The organism is Oscillatoria sp. CS-180, from assembly GCF_028330965.1.
Taxonomy (GTDB): domain Bacteria; phylum Cyanobacteriota; class Cyanobacteriia; order Phormidesmidales; family Phormidesmidaceae; genus Halomicronema.
In genome coordinates this window covers 1-19315 of the sequence record NZ_JAQMUB010000047.1, presented here as the reverse complement: position 1 = coordinate 19315, position 19315 = coordinate 1, and the positions used below count along the sequence as shown (strand labels likewise).

Here is a 19315-nt window from a genome sequence, read left to right as displayed (position 1 = left end):
GGTCATGATTTGAGTCACCTATGTTTGAGAGTCGATGGCTGTCTAAATGTGTTGACCGCACAATCGCTTGGTTTACCCAGCCGCTGGCTAGTTGGTTGGGGCTAAGCTTAGTCGTTGCTCTCTTATATCGTCTTCCTACCCTATACCAAGCTTTTTCAAGCGATTTCATTGTTCAAGATGATGCGCGTCAGCATGTCTTTTGGATGCAGCGTTTTGTTGACCCCGGTCTGTTTCCCAACGATCTTCTGGCGGATTATTTTCAGTCTGTTGCCCCTTGGGGATATACAACCCTCTATCGGGGTGGCGTTGCTCTGGGATTTAACCCCTGGACGTTTAATAAAATCTTGCCGCTGCTGATCGCCTTTGCCGCTACCATCTTTGTCTTTGCCACAGTCTTAGAGATGGTTCGAATCCCTTGGGCGGCTTTTGTTTCCGTCATTTTTCTCAATCAAGTCTTCCCTATTCGAGATGATCTGGTCTCGGCAACACCAGCCGCTTTTTTTCATCCTTTTTTTCTAGCGTTTCTCTTCTTCACCCTAAGACGATCTGGGTTAGGCTGTGCGATCGCAATTCTTTTGCTGAGTCTGTTTTATCCTCAAGGCGTCTTGGTGATGGGAGGAACTTTGGGTCTCATCGGTTTGGGTCTTTTGAGATGGAAGCGGGGACGAGTTACTGTCCATGGAACTCGAAAGGATTACTGGTTTTTAGGCGTAAGCTTGGTGGCTGTATTCTTTTCTTTATTGCCTTACGCGCTACGAGAATCTGCTTATGGCCCAGTTCTAACCCTAGCCCAGGCGCGTAATATGTTTGCCCTCTCCGCCCAGGGTTGGTCGAAGTTTTTTGTGGACAATCCTTTAGACTTTTGGCTGGTTGGAAAGCGAACAGGATTGTTTCCTCTTGAATGGTTCACCTTTGATCTGAAAGTTATCCCTCAAGTTTGGTTGACGTTAGCGCTTCCCTTTCTAATCCTTTTTCCAGGAAAATCAAGTCTTGTAAAAGTAGCTAAGCCAGGCGTTTTATTGCTCTTAAAAGTGACTATCGCTTCTGTCACCTGCTATCTCCTGGCTCATCTCCTGCTGTTCGAACTCCACTTGCCAAATCGTTACACAGAGCACAGCTTCAGAGCTATTGTTGCTGTAAGTGTTGGGGTTGCTATGGCTCTAATCGCAGATAGGTTGCGCCCTTCGCATTCTTGGAGAAATCGGCCAAAATTCTGGCGAGGGCTATTAGCTATTTGGGCGATCGCCCCTCTCACCATTGGCTTTCTTGCAGGAGAAAATCTCGGTAATTACTATCGCGGTGATTTTCCTGAACTGTACGATTACTTGAAGAGTCAGTCCCAGGAAACCCTGATCGCATCATTAGATGAAGAAATTAACAACATCCCGAGCTTCACAAATCGCTCGATCTTTGTCGGCGGTAAAGGCTTTACGCTGCCCTATCACCTGGGGTATTACAACGAAGTTAGACAGCGATCGCTCGATTTAATTGAGGCCCAATACACGGTTGAACCGGATATCGTTAAAGACTTTCTCGACAACAATACAATTGATTTGTGGCTGATCACGCCGGACATGTTTACGTTGGAATGGGTTGAATCCAGCTTTTGGATATTGCAATATTCTCAGGATACAGATTTACCGTACCTCGCCGTTAATGACCCTCGACCAACGGTTGTTGAATCGCTAGCAGAAACCTGTAAAACAGCAGATTTTCAACCTTTCTGGGTGCTAGATACGGATTGTTTGCGAGACAAATTGTAGTCCATCGCCAGCTCCCACTCGGATGCTATTGGAGATTACAAGCTGCTTTGATGTTTCGTCTCTACAAGGGTTGTTTAGCAGGAATTCCGACCGGACGAGGGAAATCATCATGGGTAGGAGACTGTTTTTGCAGGTAAATGCAGTGACGGATGCCTTTGCTTAGGGGAGTTTTCCAGGGTTTCACGTCCAAAAGGCTTCCTCCCAGTTTTTGGGCAGCTCGGGACAAACTTTGAGCGTCTTCACTGGTCCACTGCCCCCGATAGAGAACGACAATCCCGTTAACTTTAACGAGGGGTAAGGCATATTCAGCGCAGGTAGAGGCCGATCCAACTGCCCGTAACAGTGCGACATCGTAGAGTTCCCGATGGCTGAGTTGATGACCTAAAAATTCCGCTCGGTCTGCGATCACCCGGACGTTTTTCAACCCCATTGACTGAGCCAGTTCTTGCAGAAACCGAATCTTTTTCTGAGTTGAATCTAGCAGGGTGATTTGCCAATGGGGAAATGCGATCGCGGCTGGCAATCCCGGAAAACCTGCACCTGTACCAATATCAATGACACGGCGATTAGCTTCACTAATGGCCCAACGAGGACGATGCAGGTCGGACATGTGCCAAGGAAAAAGACCGCTGAATGAATCCCATAGGTGCTTTTCCCAAAACTCGGACGGCTCAGTAATCCGAGTCAGGTTCATTTGCTGGTTTCCCTTAAGGACCCCTTCATAGAGATCTTGAAAGTCTTTCTGTTGCTCCTCATTGGGACACCAACCCAATGTCTCTTGCCAAACATGGGTCAGTGTGGGCAATTCACGAATTACAAATTCACTCATGGACAAGCAGTCACTTCAGAGGGCTGCAGATGGTACGGCTCAAGAACGCCATGGTCAAGAGTCCAGACTCGGTCGGCGAATTCAGCCAGTTCGCTGGCATCGTGAGAAACAACTAACAGACTCCAGTCTTGCTTCAGCGTTTTTAATAAACTCACTATTTGACGCCGCATTGACCAGTCAAGTCCAGCTGTGGGCTCATCTAATAAAAGTAGATACGGTTGACGAATAAGCTGCACGGCTAATGCTAGGCGACGCTGTTGTCCACCGCTCAAGGCATGAGGTTCCGCCTCTAAAGACAGGTGACCCAGACCAACTGATTCCAACGTCTTCACAATCTGTCCGCGAGACAATCCAGGATGGCCCAGCCGTAGTTCTTCCAAAACGTTATGTCCACAAAAATGCCGTTCGGGAAACTGAAAGACAAGCCCGGCTAATTGTCTCAAAGCCTCTGGATAAAGGGTCTGATCGCGCCAGCAAATTTCCCCTGCAGTTGGATAGGCCAGACCCGCCAGAATTTCCAGTAGCGTTGTTTTACCAGAACCGCTTGGACCAATCACCAATCCCATCTCTTGGGGACCTAGTTCCAAATTAAGAGGCTTTAGGATGGGTTGCGGCGTTGATGCCGGATGATAAACCAGTTCGCGAAGATTGAGCATGCCGTTGATAGGGCGGTTGAACTTCTCCTAAAGTACCCGGAATTGTGGGAAGTCGTCGGCGATCGCCCCACAATTCTGTAAAACCATCAAAACTGTTCCTGAAACTGCTCTTCCCGAGGTGGATCTCTAAGAGAACTCTCGGCTTTTTTGCAATTGCTCGGAACTCTTCTCTGACCCAATGAGTCAAAGGAGTAATGTATCCGAGAATACAATGTCATGGAGACGGTTACTTGTTTCTAAAACAGCATACTAGACTCATTGTGGCAGGTTAAGCTGACGCGGTCTCAACTCAAACGATAATTGAGTCATTTGATTCGCAATTTGACCCATTTTCTTTTCTGTGGTTAAATCTGCTGCTCTCGTTGGGTAGGCGCCTGCTTACTGCCCATGGTTAATGAACTAGACCTTAATTTACGCTTCATAGGACTTATGGCAAACCTTGCAACAGCTCTAATTCAAAACATTTTTGTCCACAAAATTTTTCGCCGCATTGTTTGTCTGCTTGTGGGCATGGGGCTCACCCTGCTGCCGCTCATTCGTCCTGCACTAGCGGGTGATCCATTTCGGGTGGAGGATCCTCATAATATCAGTGAGACGAGTGAGCAGGTTTTCTACGCCATGTTCCGCGATGGCAATTATGCCCAAGCTCGCGAATATCTAGAAGAGGCTGATGCCAACGCTGAGGACGATCCTCTTTTTCATGCTTTGGGGGCTGCTTTTGCCTATCTAGACGAAGATTGGAGCGCTCTACGAACGAAAGCCAGCTTAACAGAGGAAACCGCCGCTGAGCTAGCTGGACGTGATCCTTTGCGGAGTAACCTCTATGAAGCAGTGGGTATCTTTTTAAGGGGAGCCTACATCCTTCAGACCGATGGAATCGCTCAAGGAACGCCCAGAGCATTAGGAATGCTGCAGCAGGTCTTTGATCGTATGGATGCGGCTGAGGCCATCGATCCTCAAGATCCTGAACTGAGTTTGCTAAAGGGATATATGGATTTGTTGCTAGCGGTCAACTTGCCGTTTGCAAATCCTGAGACGGCGATCGACCAGCTCAAGTCCTATGGTTATCCGACCTATGTGGCTTATCGCGGCATTGCTTTGGGCTATCGGGACCTAGATCGCAATCCTGAGGCCCTAGAGGCCGTTGAGGTGGCTCTGGAAGCAGCTCCTCAAAACCCTGATTTGCTGTACCTCAAGGCGCAAATTCTACGCCGTTTAGACAGAGATGAGGAAAGCCTGGACTTCTTCAATGAAGCGCTGACTTATGCAGACCAGTTGCCAGCATCAACGAATCGTCAGATTGCTCTTGAACAGTGTCGGGCAACCGGCGAAGAGCGAAGTGTCTGTAAGGAAAGGGCTGACGCTCAATATGGTAGCTAGCGCTTGCAGTCCTTAAATTTTCTCGGAGACGTGGCGGGGTATTGCCTAAGTTGACTTCTTGTTGATCCCATTGGGACTTACGCAAAATATTGACAGGTTAGTGAGCATCGGTGGGCCTTGCTATCTCACGCCTAGCCCTAGGTGTTTGAATAACCTGCTGGCGTAAGTCTCATCGCCCTGTGCAGCTTGGTTGAGTACATCTCAGTGTCTTGAGGGGGCAGGGAATAGGGAATGGGGTGTGCTTGACTCAAATGCGTGCCGCTATCAGTTTTTGGGACGACAGTTGGGCATTATCCCTCTTTACCCATGCTCAATTCGTAGCGATCGCGCCATCTCATCTAGCTCAGCTCGGCTGGGAGTCGGCAATTCTTTCGGTGCAAACTTGACCTCCCCTGCCTCAATGTAGGCTAGATGCTTGTAGGTGATATCGAGGGGATCATATTGGGGAATCAAGTTCAAATGAGCATGATGTACCCCAAACCCGTGGACGACCATGCCTACGCGCAATGGCTTATACACTTCGCGAATCTTACGCCCGACTCGTTGGGCCGTGATCATCACCTTTGCTGCGAGTTCGTCTGGAATATCTGTGAAATGGTCAATGTGGGGCTTAGGAATAACAATGCAAGCACCTGCATAGATAGGCTGTAGCGGGATAAAGGCCATCGTCCAAGTGTCTTCAAAAACTAGACTGACGTCGCCCGTGCCTTTAACGATGCTACAGAAAGGACAGTTTTCCATGTGTTCTTAAGGGCGAATATCGTCTTTTCCATTGAAACAACAGCCTTTCAAAAGCTCCATAGTCTAGAACACTTTGCGGCCTAGAAGTGCGTGTCAGAAAGCAAAAGGATAATCGAGTCTCTATTCTTGCCGAATCGAAGCACCTCATATGCGGTGGGCTGATCGCCGATCAGCTACAACCCCTTTTCAGGCATGTTGGCCGGCATAACATCTTAAGTACCGAGATTGTCAAACCCAAATGAGCAATTCGGAGCAACCCTAAGAATTCAGTGGGTTGACGCAGGGATTCAACGAAAGTCCTGACGCAGGTTAGGTGGTGTTTTGTGCAACACCAATCTATGGGGATCACTACCCCAGTCTGGGCACGTTGCGAGTTCTACTTTGAAACCATTGCTGGTTTGCAATCAGAGGGCTTAACACCAAATTTCACTAGGTCAGCTAATTCCTGAAGCTGATTAATCGCCTCGGCCCCTTCCAACTTCATCAGCTCGCGATCATCTCGCATTTCTGTCCAAGTGATGCCGTAGTCAGAGACCAAAAAACGGATAAGATGATTATCACCAAGGCTAACCATGAAGGATGCGCTGTTCATTTGTCCGCCGCAGGTATAGCACGAAGCAAGGTATCCTCTGTTTTCGAGGACAATTGCTAAAGCCTTCAAGTTCATAACCAGATCCTGTACAAAGCTTCTATGCTGCTCTGCCAACCGGACAAACATGGCCTACCTCCACACTCTTAGAAATATATTCTAACCACGAATCTTTAGATTGTCTTAACAAATGAGATAAGCAAACCTGTTCGTTGAACCTAATCAGCTCAAGGATTACTTACATAAACCGAACTTTGGCTCTTTGAAGCACCCAATGCAGAAGGGATTCCGCATTTAAACGCCCCTCACAATAGCCTCGATGTACAAAGCGCTTTGTATTCCTTTAGACAGCTAGCTGAAGCACTGTCTCTGTTGTAGCGCATGTACGCTAAGACTGAATTTTGCGAAAAATACCAGTCTTGAAGCTACAGGCTAATCAAAGACTTCCCTAACGATGGCTGTTGTAAAAACAAGTATCAAGAAAGTCCTATGAACTTATGACTAAAAGTTCAAGAAATTCATCTCAAAGCGTTAGCCTTCAGCCGTTCACTTTTATTGTTGTATGCCTTAGAGGTTTGAATGACTTCGGTCATTGGACATATACACGAACGAGATAAAGAATTCAGGAAACTTGTTCGGGCTTATTGTTCTGCTAAAACAGCTGGACCTGAAGGATTGCTGAAAACTTTCAAGAGCTTGGCGTTTCAGCCAACACAGGTAATGTCTCCTTTCAAGGTAGTATCGTTTTGGTGTTAAGAAATCTTGAGCTATGGTTGAGCGTCCCATCAAGAAGTCTGAAAGAGCAGCCCGTCAGGCTAGCGAAGGCGGCAGCAATCGCGAAGGCGGCGATCGCGAAGGGCGCGGCGGCGATCGCCGTGATAGAGGTGGCAAGGGTCGCAAGGGCAAACGTGGAAAGGGGCGTCGCGATCGTGAAGAAAGGAAGCCCGCTGTTCCACCTGCGTTAATGCGAGGACCTAAGCCCAAAGCAAAAACGGAAGAGCCTGAACCTGAACCTCAGGAACCTGAAGCAGCAGTTGAAGAGACTCCTACCCTAGAACCGACGGTTGAGGCAGCTGCACCTGCTGAACCGTCAACTGAGCCAGAGGCTCCTGCTGTAGAACCAGCGGCTGAGGATCCTGTTGCAGAACCAGTAGCGACGACATCCTCCGAAGCACAACCCGAGATCCAGCCCTCGCCTGAATCACCTGCTGTCGAGACTTCGGCTGCCCCTGAAGTTCCTGCTGAGATGACCGCTGGGGAGTCTGCTCAAACTTCTGCTGCGGAGATGCCGCCTGCTGAACCGACTCTCACCACAGATATTCCGTCTACCGAAGCTCCCTCTGCTGTAGAACCTGTCGAAGAGCCTTCGACGACTAATTCCCCTACGACTGGCGCTGAAGAGCATCCAGTTGCTGCAGAATCTGCTGCTGAACTTGAGTCTGCGACCCCTGTGAAAACTTCTGACGGGGCAGAATCTGCCCCGCAGGAGTCTACCGAAGTAGTACCTGCTGTGGATTCGGCTGAGAAGGTAGCTTCCACGCCGGAAGGCTCTGAAGAGGCTCAGGTCGAGAAACCATCTTCTGATGCAGAAGCAGGCGGTTCTGACGACTAGTTCACATTCACAAAGACGAGAGACCAGCAAATTCTCTAGGACTTAGCTATGGACTGAATTTAAGGCTAAAAATCCAAAAAAAATCCCCGACCTGTTGGCCGGGGATTGCTATCAGGGTGCATCTACCATTCAACTGTTCGCCCTAGCCATGTCCCTATCCGGATAGCCTGGAAAAATCATCCTACGAAGGTTTGATGAAGCATACCTACAGTCAAAAGAGCCGGTAGAGGCAAGCTCCGGTTTGATAGGGATTCTAGTGTTCTCAATAGCAGTAGATGCAATCGTTATCTCTGGACTTGCCAAACACCACTGCGCCATTTCCGATGAGCATTGTGGGTTAATATTCGCGCACCATCCATTATGGTTTTATTTTGTTCGGAGGTGATGCTTTGGACATTGCGGTTAACGGTACGACGACAGCGAAAGCTAGAAAAGATTCTGCCGTTAGCCATTTGTTTAATTGGACGAATCTTCACCATAAGAACCAGTCCCCACACGCCTGAATGTTAATTCACCGAAACTTTTGGGCCGGTCTGCGGTAGTGTCCTGGAACTCTGTGTATCCTTCCCAACTCATCGAGGGTTGTCATTACTGCTCCAAACGTTAGAACTGCACTACACGCCCTCAACAGACCGTACATTACATAGAATGCCTTAATCTGCACCAAGAAAAAATACTCAGCTCAGCAACAGTTTCCCGATGTCCCAACATTTGAGTTGTTTGTACAGATGTCTGTGAAGGTGCTTCTATCGGCTTTTCGCGAATTGGGGCGACAAGAAATTCAGCAGGATTCTGGTCTAGAGGCTACTTCTTCAAATTCCTTGATTTCATATAAAACTTAACTTTCTAGACTGAAATAATCTCAGTGGAAAAGTTTTCTCTCAGTACTATGCAGTAGAGTCGATAGTGTTGACATGGGATAGGTTCAGAGGAAGTTGGCGTGAATTTTCAATCGGTTATCGCAACCTTGCACAACTTTTGGAGTGAGCAGGGATGTGTCATTGTGCAGCCCTACGATACCGAAAAGGGCGCTGGAACGAAGAGTCCTCATACGTTTTTGAGAGCGATAGGACCTGAGCCTTGGTCAGTGGCTTATGTTGAGCCTTGTCGTCGTCCAGCTGATGGTCGTTATGGAGAAAATCCCAATCGTTATCAGCACTACTACCAGTATCAAGTTCTAATTAAGCCTTCCCCTAGTACTATTCAGGACACCTATTTAGATTCGTTGCGGGCACTCGGCATCAAGCCAGAGGACCACGATATCCGTTTTGTGGAAGACAACTGGGAAGATGCAGCGGTCGGAGCCTGGGGTGTGGGCTGGGAAGTTTGGCTTGACGGTATGGAAATCACTCAATTTACCTATTTTCAGCAATGTGGCGGGATTGACTGTCGTCCCGTTTCGATTGAGCTGACCTATGGTCTAGAGCGCCTCACAATGTATCTGCAAGAAGTGGATGCGATCGCAAAAATTCAGTGGAACGACGATTTGACCTATGGCGACATCCACATGCAGGGGGAAATTGAGCATTCCAAATACAACTTTGATGAATCTGATCCTGAGCTACTCTTCACGCTGTTTACCCTCTACCAAAAAGAAGCAGAGCAGCTGATGAACAAGGGGCTAGTACTGCCGAGCTATGACTATGTGCTGAAGTGTTCTCACACCTTCAATTTGTTGGATGCGCGAGGCGTTATCTCAGTGACAGAACGAACCCGATACATTCGCCAGGTCCGAGGACTAGCCCGAAAAGTTGCACAGTTGTATTTGGAACAGCGAGAAACATTAGGTTTTCCACTGCTCAAAGAGACTCAGGAAAAGGCTGCTTAATTGCGAAAGATATGGCATGTTAAGAAACATGAAGCTTTTCTATCGCAAGAGGGAGATTTACTGTGTCTGCTCAGCTCACTGCTTGGCTAAAACCAATCGCGGACTGGTTTGCTCAATTCAACCTGCCGGAACCCATTGTTCATTGGGGGCATCCTTTAATGATGGGCATCGTCATTTTCGTATTAGGAATCTATGTGGCCTGGGCTGGTTGGAAAGGGCGTACTGCCGAGGATAAAGAGATTGCGGTTAAGGCTCGTAGTGACCATCGCAAACTTGCTCCTATGATGTTCCTTTTCATCGCATTGGGCTATACGGGGGGAGTTCTTTCTTTAGTCATGCAAGGACATCCTATTTTGGAAAGCTCTCACTTTTGGACAGGCTCGGCTGCGATTGGGGTGTTGGGACTCAATGGCGCGATCTCCGCTTCCAAATTTGGTGGCGGTTCACCTGCGCTCAGAACTGCTCATGCCTACATCGGCACGGTTGGTATGGTCGTCCTGTTTGTTCATGCGGCTCTTGGTTTGAAGCTAGGTCTCTCGATTTAGACTTTTCGTCAGGATTTAGAGGCAAAAATACTTTGGAACTTGACAAACCAATCCAGAAACAGTATACTTGAATACAGAAAGTAAATCGTTCATCCGACCAGTCATCTGGAAAGGACGGAAGTAAGGGATATATCCCTGAAGGAACGCGCCTCTTTCACTACACATTCAACATCAGTTGTTTACTGGAGGCGAGATTATGAGCTTACGTTACCGTGGTGCGGATTATGAACCCCGCAACAACAAAGTTGAGACTTCTGAAGAAGTGATTGGTCACTACCGTGGCGCAGTTGTTACCCGTCGTGTTGCCAAGAATGCTCCTAACCAGCATGTCAATGGCCTCACATATCGTGGCGCAGCTGTTCGCTAAGCTTCAGTTAACTTAATCCGATGTCCTCCTAGAGGTTAGTCGGACCATTGAAAGGCACCTAAGGGTGTCTTTTTTTTTAACCTTTTCCTGCTAGGGTGGATGGCGACCCACGGGATATCCTGCTGTGGGTAGGCAGGACAGGTAGCTTTACTGCAGCTAGGAGTGCCCCTTCATGGCTATAGCAACAGGTTTGACTCTTCTCTTTGGCACAGCGATCGCCGGCCTTGGCACGGGTTGGTTTCTTAGAGGGACCTATGGTCTGTCAAGAGCATCCCAGCTGGCCCGATCAGAGACTGAATTGAAGACGGTTGGTTGCGATAGCGAGAGCAAGCTAGCGATAGGTGCAGAAGCGACGGGTTGCTTGTCTCACGAACACCAGTTCCTTTTGCAGCAAGCACCCATTGGCTATTTGGAAGTGGACGATGAGAATCAACTGCTTTGGATTAATGCCCTAGCGTGTCAAGTGTTAGGAATTTCCTCTGAAATCCCTGCGTCTGATCCGGAAAAACCTAGGCTATTGCTAGAGCTGGTGCGGTCTTTTGAACTGGATCAGCTGATTGAGAATACACGCCAGGCACAAACAGTCTGTCAGCAGGACTGGACCTTAAATCTAGTCTCTTCTGATCCGATCAATCCTGATGAGGGCGTTGCGTGTCCGCTTAGAGGCCATGGCATTCCGTTACCGAACCATCACGTCGGGATCTTCTTGGAGAATCGTCAGGAAGCTGAAACCCTCATGCAGCAGCGCGATCGCTGGACTTCAGACGTTGCGCACGAGCTGAAAACACCCCTAACTTCCATCCGTTTGGTTGCGGAAACGTTGAAAGAGCGGGTGGAACCAGGCGCTAAGCGATGGCTAGATCGGCTGCTCAATGAGATTCTTCGGCTTAGCAATTTAGTCGAAGATCTGTTGAACCTGAGCCGATTAGAGCGGCGGGGGGGAACAGGATTAACATTCAAACCCGTTGAACTTCCTCGTTTAATTCTGGCGGCTTGGCAAAGTTTGGAGCCTCTAGCCGATATCAAGCAGATTCAGATTGCCTATGAAGGACCTGCAGAGCTAATTGTGCTTCTGGATGAAACATTGATGCACCGGGTTTTCATCAATCTGATCGACAACGCGATCAAGTACAGCCCTCGTGAGGGAACAATCTTCGTTCATACAGAGATTGAGTCTTTGGAAACAGCTGAGATAGGGCTTCATAACTCTCACCTGCTGCGGGTGGGTGTCGTTGACGAAGGGACGGGATTTAGAGAGAACGATTTGCCCTATATCTTTAATCGGTTTTATCGGGCCGATCCGTCGCGATCGCGTCTCCCAGACAGTTCACGAAGTCATCCTCCAGAGCCTGATAGGCAAAGCAGCGAAATGCGAAGTAATGGCACCGGGCTAGGGCTGGCGATCGCCCAGCAGATTGTGGAAGCACATGGCGGACACATCCAGGCTCATAATCATCCGGAGACAGGCGGCGGCTGGCTAACAATTTCCATTACAACTCGATCGCTGTCCTTTGAAGAGGCAGCTGCTTCCAAAGATGTAACTTCTAAGACTCCGACTTCCTAGGCTATTTGCAATACTCATTCCTACCCGGAATGAAAATTAGAGTGGAATGATTGCGCAAAGGGGGAGTGCGATCGCTAAGATATAACTTTAGCCATCTAGGCTTGCCGTCTGGTCCTAAGGGAACTGGCGACGGCGGCGATATCTGAAACGGGTTTGTGCCGAAGGGGAAGACTATGGCGATCAGGCTGTGGATGAAGCGGGGACTGCTGCTGCTATTGGCAGCGGTGATAGCGATCTCGCTAAAAGCTTGCGATTTGTCCCAGTTCACCACGGCGGAGGCGGCAACGTCACGCATCGTCTTCAGCTCTTTGGGAGACCCTAAAACGTTTAATCCAACGCTGAGTCAAGAATATCCTAATATCTTTCTTTACACCTTTCAGGGACTGACAAGCCGTGACGGTGAGACCGGCGAATTAATCCCATTGTTAGCCGAATCTTGGGACATTTCAGAGAATGGTAAGACTTACACGATTACCCTGCGAGAGAATCTGAGATGGTCTGATGGCGAGCCTTTGACGGCTGACGACGTGATGTTTACTTATCGTGACGTCATTTTCAACGAAGCGATTCCGGCTCCATCTCGGGATACGTTCCGTGTTGGCGAAGAGGGGATATTACCCACCATTGAGAAGCTGAGCGATCGCCAGGTTGCTTTCAAACTACCCGAACCCTTCGCCCCTTTTTTGGTTAGTTTAGCGGCTCATATTTTGCCAGCTCATGCGCTTCAGGAATCTGTCACCACATTGGATGGAGAAGGGAATCCAATGTTCCTCTCAACTTGGACCACAGGGACACCCCCTGAAGACATCGTGACGAATGGCCCCTATCAGCTGAAGGAATATCTGCCCAGCCAGCGAGTGATCTTTGAGCGCAATCCATACTATTGGGGAGAAGGTGCTGACGGAGAACAACAGCCTTACATTCAACAGCTCATTTGGCAGATCATTGAAGATAGCGACAATCAGCTGCTGCAATTCCGTTCCGGTGGGTTAGATGTCATTGGCGTCAGCCCAGATGAATTTGCGCTGATGAAGCAGGAGGAGGAACGCGGGAATTTCACCATTTATGAAGGGGGGCCAGCGCTAGGAACCACCTTTATGGCGTTCAATCTAAACAAGGCCAGTCGTAACGGTGAACCCTTAGTTGACCCAATCAAGTCACGGTGGTTTAACTCACTAGCATTTCGCCGGGCTGTATCCCATGCCATTGATCGGCCAACAATGGTCAACAATATTTATCAGGGATTAGGGGCACCTCAAACGTCTCCTGTTCCGGTTCAAAGTCCCTTCTACGCTGGTCCTGATGAAGGTGTTCCAGTGTATGAATACGATTTAGATAAGGCGAGGGAACTGCTGGAGCAGGATGGCTTTCAGTACAATTCGGACGGTCAGCTCCTCGATGCTGAGGGAAATCGAGTGCGGTTTACATTGATTACGAACTCTGGGAACAAGATTCGTGAGGCCCTTGGGGCACAGATCAAGCAAGACTTAAGCCGGATTGGTATTCAGGTTGATTTCCAGCCCATTAGTTTCAACGCTTTGGTCACCAAATTGGGGGACAGTCTGGACTGGGATGCCCACATTATCGGGTTTACGGCCAGCCTAGATCCTCATAGTGGAGCTGTTGTCTGGTTGCTGGATGGCTCTCTACACGCTTTCAATCAGCAGGCTTTACCTGGACAGGAGCCTTTGGAGGGATGGGAAGCCGCAGATTGGGAAAAGGAGATTGCTAACCTCTATATCAGGGCGGCTCGGGAGACTGATTTTGAGCAGCGGCGTCAGCTTTATGTTGAAAGTCAGCGTTTGGCAGAGGAAAACTTGCCGTTCATCCATCTCGTTAACCCTTACAACCTTGGAGCTGTGCGAAATACCCTGGGTGGGGTGAACTATTCCGGCATTGTTCGACCCTTTGCCATGTGGAATGTTGAGGAACTTACAGCGATCGCGGAATAGCGATATTGTGCCGTCCCATAATCATGAGACTGTGGTTTCGCCCTCAGTCTGAGTCGCGCTGATGGCATGTCCGCCTTGCTCCTTAGCTTCCAACGTGCTGGATGGCGTCACCGCTTTTGAGCTTTCAAACTGCTATCCGATAGCATCATCATCGCTGCTGCCAATAAGAACACTTTTGTACTTTTTATCTGAGAAATAGAAAAAAACAATACATATACAAAAATTCAACTAAAGAGAGTTTTTGCGGCTGAAAATATTGCAAATTATTACGCATCTCGCTGTATCCCTTATGTGGCAAGGTTTTTTTGATAGAAACTTTGTAGGTTTCTAAACCCTGTTGGGACAATTGATGCGGTTTCTTTACGCGAATTCTGAGCTTTTGTAAACCTATCTCTTGGTTCCAAACTTGCGAACTATCGCAGACTGTTGAGACTGCTGGGAAGCAGTGAGGCAAAGAATTACTTACTGTAGAAGTTACAAATTCTTTGCTCTTTCCAAGACAGTTGACCCCAACCTTTACGATCCAGATACATCAAAAGGAGTCATCACTGCATGTTCACCCACGTCAAGCCCACTGTGCGACACATCGTGCCCGATGATCTCAACGGGCGATCGCTGGTCAAAGTGGTCTATGTGGTGCTGGAGCCTCAATATCAGAGCGCTCTATCCTCTGCCATTCGTGCGATTAACACCAATAACTCTGAAGTTGCCTTTGAAGTCAGCGGCTACCTCATTGAAGAATTGCGGAGCCAGGAAAACTTTGAAGCGTTTAAACAGGACATTTCGGAAGCGAATATTTTTATTGCCTCTCTGATCTTTATCGAAGATTTGGCAGACAAAGTGGTCGAGGCCGTGAAGCCCCATCGCGATCGCCTTGATGCAGCCGTGGTTTTCCCCTCCATGCCTCAAGTGATGCGGCTGAACAAGCTGGGTAGCTTTTCGATGGCGCAGTTAGGTCAGTCTAAGAGCGTCATTGGCGAATTTATGAAAAAGCGTCGCCAGAAGAAGGGCAGCGGCTTCGAAGACGCCATGCTGAAGCTGTTGCGGACGTTGCCCAACGTGCTGAAGTACCTGCCTGTCGAAAAGGCGCAGGATGCCCGCAACTTCATGCTCAGTTTTCAGTATTGGCTGGGCGGATCTTCTGAAAACTTGCAGAATTTCTTCTTGATGCTGGCTGATCGCTATGTGTTTACCGACAAGGCGATCGAGGGTGCGCCATCGGGTGAAGAGTCCCAAAGCCCCGCAGCGCTTGAGTATGCCGATCCGGTAACCTTCCCCGATGTGGGGATCTGGCACCCCATGGCGACTCAAATGTTTGAGGACATTAAGGAATACCTCAACTGGTACGCTTCTCGTCCTGATTTGCCGGAAGCAGCTAAAGATCCGCTGGCTCCCTGTGTGGGTTTGGTCTTGCAGCGGACTCACCTGGTGACTGGGGATGAGGCGCACTATGTGGCGATGGTGCAGGAACTAGAGTACATGGGTGCTCGGGTGATTCCTGTCTTCTCTGGCGGTTTGGATTTCTCCAAGCCTGTGAATGAGTTTTTCTTTGACCCTATTGACCCTGAGCGTCCCATTGTGGACTCGGTGGTATCCCTAACCGGTTTTGCGCTGGTGGGGGGTCCGGCTCGCCAAGATCATCCGAAGGCGATTGAGACGCTGAAGCGGCTGAACCGTCCTTACATGGTGGCGCTGCCTTTAGTATTCCAAACCACAGAAGAGTGGGAAGAGAGCGACTTGGGGCTGCACCCGATTCAGGTGGCGCTGCAAATGGCGATTCCTGAGCTGGATGGCGCGATCGAGCCTATCGTGCTCTCCGGTCGCGACGGCATGACCGGACGCGCTATCTCTTTGCAGGACCGCATTAGCTCTATTGCCCAGCGGGCTATGAAGTGGGGGAATCTGCGTCGCAAGCCCAAGTTGAATAAGAAGCTGGCAATTACGGTCTTCAGCTTCCCGCCGGATAAGGGCAATGTGGGTACTGCTGCCTATCTGGACGTGTTTGGCTCCATCTATAAGGTGTTGGAAGCCATGCAGCGCAACGGCTATGACGTGCAGGATTTGCCGGAAACGCCGGAAGCGCTGATGCAGGAAGTGATTCACGATGCTCAGGCCCAGTACGCTAGCCCTGAATTGAACGTGGCCTACCGCATGTCGGTGCCTGAATACGAAACTTTAACGCCCTACTCGGTGCGCTTGGAAGAGAACTGGGGTCCACCGCCCGGACACTTAAACACCGACGGTCAGAACCTGCTGGTCTACGGTAAGGCGTTTGGCAATGTGTTTATCGGTGTGCAGCCCACCTTTGGTTACGAAGGCGACCCAATGCGCCTGTTATTCTCCCGCTCTGCCAGCCCCCACCATGGGTTTGCCGCTTACTACACTTACCTGGAACAAATCTGGGGTGCCGATGCGGTGCTGCACTTCGGAACCCACGGTTCCCTAGAGTTCATGCCGGGTAAACAGATGGGCATGTCGGGCCTGTGCTATCCCGATAGCTTGATTGGCACTACGCCAAACCTCTACTACTACGCTGCTAACAATCCTTCTGAGGCGACGATCGCCAAGCGTCGAGGCTACGCTGAAACGATCAGCTACCTGACTCCCCCAGCTGAGAACGCGGGTCTGTACAAGGGACTGAAGGAACTCAGCGAACTGATTGGCTCTTACCAATCCCAGAAGGACAGCGGTCGAGCGGTGCAGATTGTGAATGCGATTGTCGAAACGGCTCGGGTCTGCAATTTGGATAAGGATGTTGCTCTGCCCGAGGCGGATGCGAGCGAGATGTCCACAGACGATCGCAGCAATCTCGTCGGTAAGATTTACATCAAGCTGATGGAGATCGAGTCGCGTCTGCTGCCCTGTGGTCTCCATGTCATTGGTAAGCCGCCCACCGCTGAAGAGGCGATCGCGACCCTGGTCAACATTGCTGGATTGGACCGCGAAGAGGAAGGCATTCAAAGTCTTCAGCGCACCATTGCCAACAGCATCGGTCGGGATATTGATGAGATTTATGGGAACAGCGATCGGGGCGTTTTGAACGACGTGCAGTTGCTGTACGACATCAATCAGGCGGTTCGTGTTGCCGTCGGCGCTCTGGTCCACGAGCAAGTTGATGCCGACGGTCGCGTTTCGATGGTGTCTCGTCTGAATTTCCTCAACCTTGGTCGTAAAGAGCCTTGGATCACGGCCCTTCAGGACGCGGGTTATCCCAACGTGGATACCGAAGCCATCAAGCCCCTGATGGAATTTTTGGAATTCTGTCTGGAGCAGGTCTGTGCCGATAATGAGCTGGGCGCTTTGCTGAAAGGACTCGAAGGCGAATATGTGCTTCCTGGCCCTGGGGGTGACCCCATTCGTAACCCCGACGTGCTGCCCACAGGCAAGAACCTGCACGCTCTTGATCCCCAAGCGATTCCCACACTAGCGGCAGTACAGTCTGCCAAAGTTGTGGTCGATCGCCTGCTAGAGCGGCAGCGGCAAGAAAACGGCGGGCGCTATCCCGAATCCATCGCCACTGTCCTTTGGGGGACTGACAACATCAAGACTTACGGCGAATCTCTGGCTCAAATGCTCTGGTTTGTTGGCGTCAAGCCGGTTCCCGATGCTCTGGGTCGGGTCAATAAGCTGGAACTGCTTTCCCTGGAGGAGTTGGGACGTCCTCGGGTGGACATCATCGTCAACTGTTCGGGGGTGTTCCGCGACCTGTTCATCAACCAAATGGCCCTGCTGGACCGCGCTGTGAAAATGGCCGCCGAAGCAGACGAACCCCTGGAAATGAACTTCGTCCGCAAGCACGCGCTAGAGCAGGCGGAACAGATGGGCTGCGATCTGCGCACTGCCGCGACTCGCATCTTCTCTAACGCTTCTGGCTCCTACGCTTCCAATGTGAACTTGGCGGTAGAAAACAGCAGTTGGGAAGAAGAAACGGAACTGCAGGAGATGTATCTGAAGCGCAAGTCCTTTGCCTTCAACTCCGATAATCCTGGCGTGATGGACGAGTCGCGCGATCTGTTCGAGTCTTCCCTCAAGAAGGCTGAGGTGACGTTCCAGAACTTGGATTCTTCGGAAATTTCTCTTACTGATGTTTCTCACTACTTCGACTCGGATCCGACGAAGGTGGTGGCTAGCCTGCGCGACGACGGTAAGGCTCCGTCTTCCTATGTGGCTGATACCACCACAGCCAATGCTCAGGTTCGCACCCTATCGGAAACCGTTCGGTTGGACTCCCGCACCAAACTGCTGAATCCCAAGTGGTACGAGGGCATGTTGTCCCACGGGTATGAAGGTGTGCGGGAACTCTCGAAGCGTCTGGTGAACACCATGGGCTGGTCGGCCACGGCAGGCGCGGTTGACAACTGGGTTTACGAAGACGCCAACAGCACCTTTATCAAAGACCCTGAGATGTGTAAGCGCCTTATGGATCTAAATCCCAACTCCTTCCGCCGCATGGTGTCCACCCTGCTGGAAGTGAACGGACGCGGCTACTGGGAAACCAGCGACGAGAACCTGGAGCGCCTACAGGAGCTATACCAGGAAGTCGAAGACCGCATCGAAGGCGTCGAGTAATCGCGAACCAGAAACCGGGTTTCTAGGACTAATGTTTTGAGGGGTAGGCTGCGGCTTGCCCCTTTTCGCTTTGGGATATTCGCTGTCTTCTCGTTTGCTATTGGTCGTCTACGTGGAAAAAAGTCCTAAGCTGCGAATGATTTCGGCAAGAGTTGCAACTCGTTCAGAGCAGTATTTATATGAACAGTCCTGACGAAGAATTTGAATTAAGAATTACTCCTCGCCCTGCGGAGACCATGACTGTATCAGTCCCCATTGATACGCTTGATGCACTTCAGAAAGTGGCAGCAAATAAAGACATGTCTTTAGAGGGCCTAGTCAAGTTTTATGTGGGCCAGGGATTAAGAAACGATCTGTCACAGCTACGCGCAAATCGTACTCTGGAAGCAGCTCAACAAGTTCTTACGGAGTACTTTGAATCTGATGAAGCAGCGGCCAACATTGTTAATCAGATTCGACAGAGGAGCACGCTGCCAAAGCATATTTGAAGTCATCGTCGCAGTGACGCGCTCAATTGCAGCGAGTACACTGGCAGTAAATTTAGCCCTTATAGCGACTCAAATTGATGCAAGCTGCCTCGCTGCTGCAAATATCTCTATTGGAGCCAATTCAAGAAACCCTGACTAAGGTGCAGGAAGCACCGATGATTGCTATGGCAATCACGATTTGCGTGGTGCTTGGTATTGTCTTGGCATTCTTAGAAAAGCAGTCCAAAACTTTGTCGTCTTTTTTGGGAAATCTGCTGCAAATCAGAACGCAACTGAGCGACTTGAGTACTGCCCCAAAAATCGCAGATCTAGACACCCAAGCGAGTAGGGTGGGCATTGCCTGGGGTGATGTTTTTGAAGCAATCTGACTGCGTTTTTTCGTACTGGTTCTGGTGGGCACTGCCCACCCTACAAGTTGATGGTGGCGTAGGG

The 19315-nt window shown here is 49.8% G+C and carries 15 protein-coding genes and 1 riboswitch; of the genes, 11 read left to right on the top strand and 4 right to left on the bottom strand.

The window, feature by feature from the left end:
* The first annotated feature begins 20 nt into the window (after positions 1-20).
* Positions 21-1763, top strand: coding sequence for a hypothetical protein (locus PN498_RS11980; RefSeq protein WP_272063013.1), 1743 nt, complete (start codon positions 21-23; stop codon positions 1761-1763).
* A gap of 61 nt (positions 1764-1824) precedes the next feature.
* Here PN498_RS11980 and rsmG read toward each other — a convergent pair whose 3' ends face one another.
* A complete protein-coding gene (gene rsmG / locus PN498_RS11975; protein WP_272063012.1) occupies positions 1825-2592 on the bottom strand; it encodes a 16S rRNA (guanine(527)-N(7))-methyltransferase RsmG in 768 nt (255 codons plus the stop codon).
* The gene (locus PN498_RS11970) at positions 2589-3248 is read right to left on the bottom strand and encodes an ABC transporter ATP-binding protein (protein WP_272063010.1); all 660 of its coding nucleotides are present in this window, start codon (positions 3246-3248) and stop codon (positions 2589-2591) included. The genes rsmG and PN498_RS11970 overlap by 4 nt, the downstream gene beginning before the upstream one ends.
* A gap of 429 nt (positions 3249-3677) precedes the next feature.
* Here PN498_RS11970 and PN498_RS11965 point away from each other — a divergent pair, with 429 nt between their 5' ends.
* Entirely contained in the window at positions 3678-4628 is a 951-nt protein-coding gene (locus PN498_RS11965; protein ID WP_272063009.1) for a Sll0314/Alr1548 family TPR repeat-containing protein, read from the top strand.
* A 300-nt stretch (positions 4629-4928) separates the two neighbouring features.
* On the opposite strand, the gene PN498_RS11960 is transcribed toward PN498_RS11965, so the two are convergent.
* Both PN498_RS11960 and PN498_RS11955 read right to left on the bottom strand, forming a co-directional pair.
* Positions 4929-5369 (bottom strand): HIT family protein, encoded by a 441-nt coding sequence (locus PN498_RS11960; RefSeq protein WP_272063008.1) that lies wholly within the window; start codon positions 5367-5369, stop codon positions 4929-4931.
* A gap of 376 nt (positions 5370-5745) precedes the next feature.
* Entirely contained in the window at positions 5746-6087 is a 342-nt protein-coding gene (locus PN498_RS11955) for a DUF1815 family protein (RefSeq protein ID WP_272063007.1), read from the bottom strand.
* A 640-nt stretch (positions 6088-6727) separates the two neighbouring features.
* Here PN498_RS11955 and PN498_RS11950 point away from each other — a divergent pair.
* The 9 genes from PN498_RS11950 (at position 6728) to PN498_RS11910 (ending at position 19251) form a co-directional block, all read left to right on the top strand.
* Entirely contained in the window at positions 6728-7570 is an 843-nt protein-coding gene (locus PN498_RS11950; RefSeq protein WP_272063006.1) for a hypothetical protein, read from the top strand.
* 940 nt (positions 7571-8510) lie between these two features.
* Complete coding sequence (gene glyQ / locus PN498_RS11945; protein WP_272063005.1) at positions 8511-9398, top strand: glycine--tRNA ligase subunit alpha; 888 nt, start codon at positions 8511-8513, stop codon at positions 9396-9398.
* Between the two features lie 62 nt (positions 9399-9460).
* A complete protein-coding gene (locus PN498_RS11940) occupies positions 9461-9943 on the top strand; it encodes a DUF4079 domain-containing protein (RefSeq protein ID WP_272063004.1) in 483 nt (160 codons plus the stop codon).
* 84 nt (positions 9944-10027) lie between these two features.
* Positions 10028-10093, top strand: a riboswitch (Glutamine riboswitch).
* A 46-nt stretch (positions 10094-10139) separates the two neighbouring features.
* A complete protein-coding gene (locus PN498_RS11935; protein ID WP_272063003.1) occupies positions 10140-10310 on the top strand; it encodes a DUF4278 domain-containing protein in 171 nt (56 codons plus the stop codon).
* 172 nt (positions 10311-10482) lie between these two features.
* A complete protein-coding gene (locus PN498_RS11930) occupies positions 10483-11874 on the top strand; it encodes a sensor histidine kinase (protein WP_272063002.1) in 1392 nt (463 codons plus the stop codon).
* A gap of 173 nt (positions 11875-12047) precedes the next feature.
* Positions 12048-13826 (top strand): ABC transporter substrate-binding protein, encoded by a 1779-nt coding sequence (locus PN498_RS11925; RefSeq protein ID WP_272063001.1) that lies wholly within the window; start codon positions 12048-12050, stop codon positions 13824-13826.
* Positions 13827-14378: 552 nt separating this feature from the next.
* Positions 14379-18395 (top strand): magnesium chelatase subunit H, encoded by a 4017-nt coding sequence (locus PN498_RS11920; protein WP_272063000.1) that lies wholly within the window; start codon positions 14379-14381, stop codon positions 18393-18395.
* 179 nt (positions 18396-18574) lie between these two features.
* Positions 18575-18883: a hypothetical protein gene (locus PN498_RS11915; RefSeq protein WP_272062999.1), complete on the top strand. Its 309-nt coding sequence runs from the start codon at positions 18575-18577 to the stop codon at positions 18881-18883.
* A gap of 77 nt (positions 18884-18960) precedes the next feature.
* A complete protein-coding gene (locus PN498_RS11910; RefSeq protein ID WP_272062998.1) occupies positions 18961-19251 on the top strand; it encodes a hypothetical protein in 291 nt (96 codons plus the stop codon).
* Positions 19252-19315 lie beyond the last annotated feature (64 nt).

Coding starts and splice junctions, on each gene's coding strand:
- PN498_RS11915 (WP_272062999.1), top strand. CDS start 18,575: ATGAACAGTCCTGACGAAGAATTTGAATTAAGAATTACTCCTCGCCCT.
- PN498_RS11955 (WP_272063007.1), bottom strand. CDS start 6,087: ATGTTTGTCCGGTTGGCAGAGCAGCATAGAAGCTTTGTACAGGATCTG.
- PN498_RS11965 (WP_272063009.1), top strand. CDS start 3,678: ATGGCAAACCTTGCAACAGCTCTAATTCAAAACATTTTTGTCCACAAA.
- PN498_RS11930 (WP_272063002.1), top strand. CDS start 10,483: ATGGCTATAGCAACAGGTTTGACTCTTCTCTTTGGCACAGCGATCGCC.
- PN498_RS11960 (WP_272063008.1), bottom strand. CDS start 5,369: ATGGAAAACTGTCCTTTCTGTAGCATCGTTAAAGGCACGGGCGACGTC.
- PN498_RS11920 (WP_272063000.1), top strand. CDS start 14,379: ATGTTCACCCACGTCAAGCCCACTGTGCGACACATCGTGCCCGATGAT.
- PN498_RS11910 (WP_272062998.1), top strand. CDS start 18,961: ATGCAAGCTGCCTCGCTGCTGCAAATATCTCTATTGGAGCCAATTCAA.
- PN498_RS11925 (WP_272063001.1), top strand. CDS start 12,048: ATGGCGATCAGGCTGTGGATGAAGCGGGGACTGCTGCTGCTATTGGCA.
- PN498_RS11935 (WP_272063003.1), top strand. CDS start 10,140: ATGAGCTTACGTTACCGTGGTGCGGATTATGAACCCCGCAACAACAAA.
- PN498_RS11950 (WP_272063006.1), top strand. CDS start 6,728: ATGGTTGAGCGTCCCATCAAGAAGTCTGAAAGAGCAGCCCGTCAGGCT.
- PN498_RS11970 (WP_272063010.1), bottom strand. CDS start 3,248: ATGCTCAATCTTCGCGAACTGGTTTATCATCCGGCATCAACGCCGCAA.
- PN498_RS11980 (WP_272063013.1), top strand. CDS start 21: ATGTTTGAGAGTCGATGGCTGTCTAAATGTGTTGACCGCACAATCGCT.
- rsmG (WP_272063012.1), bottom strand. CDS start 2,592: ATGAGTGAATTTGTAATTCGTGAATTGCCCACACTGACCCATGTTTGG.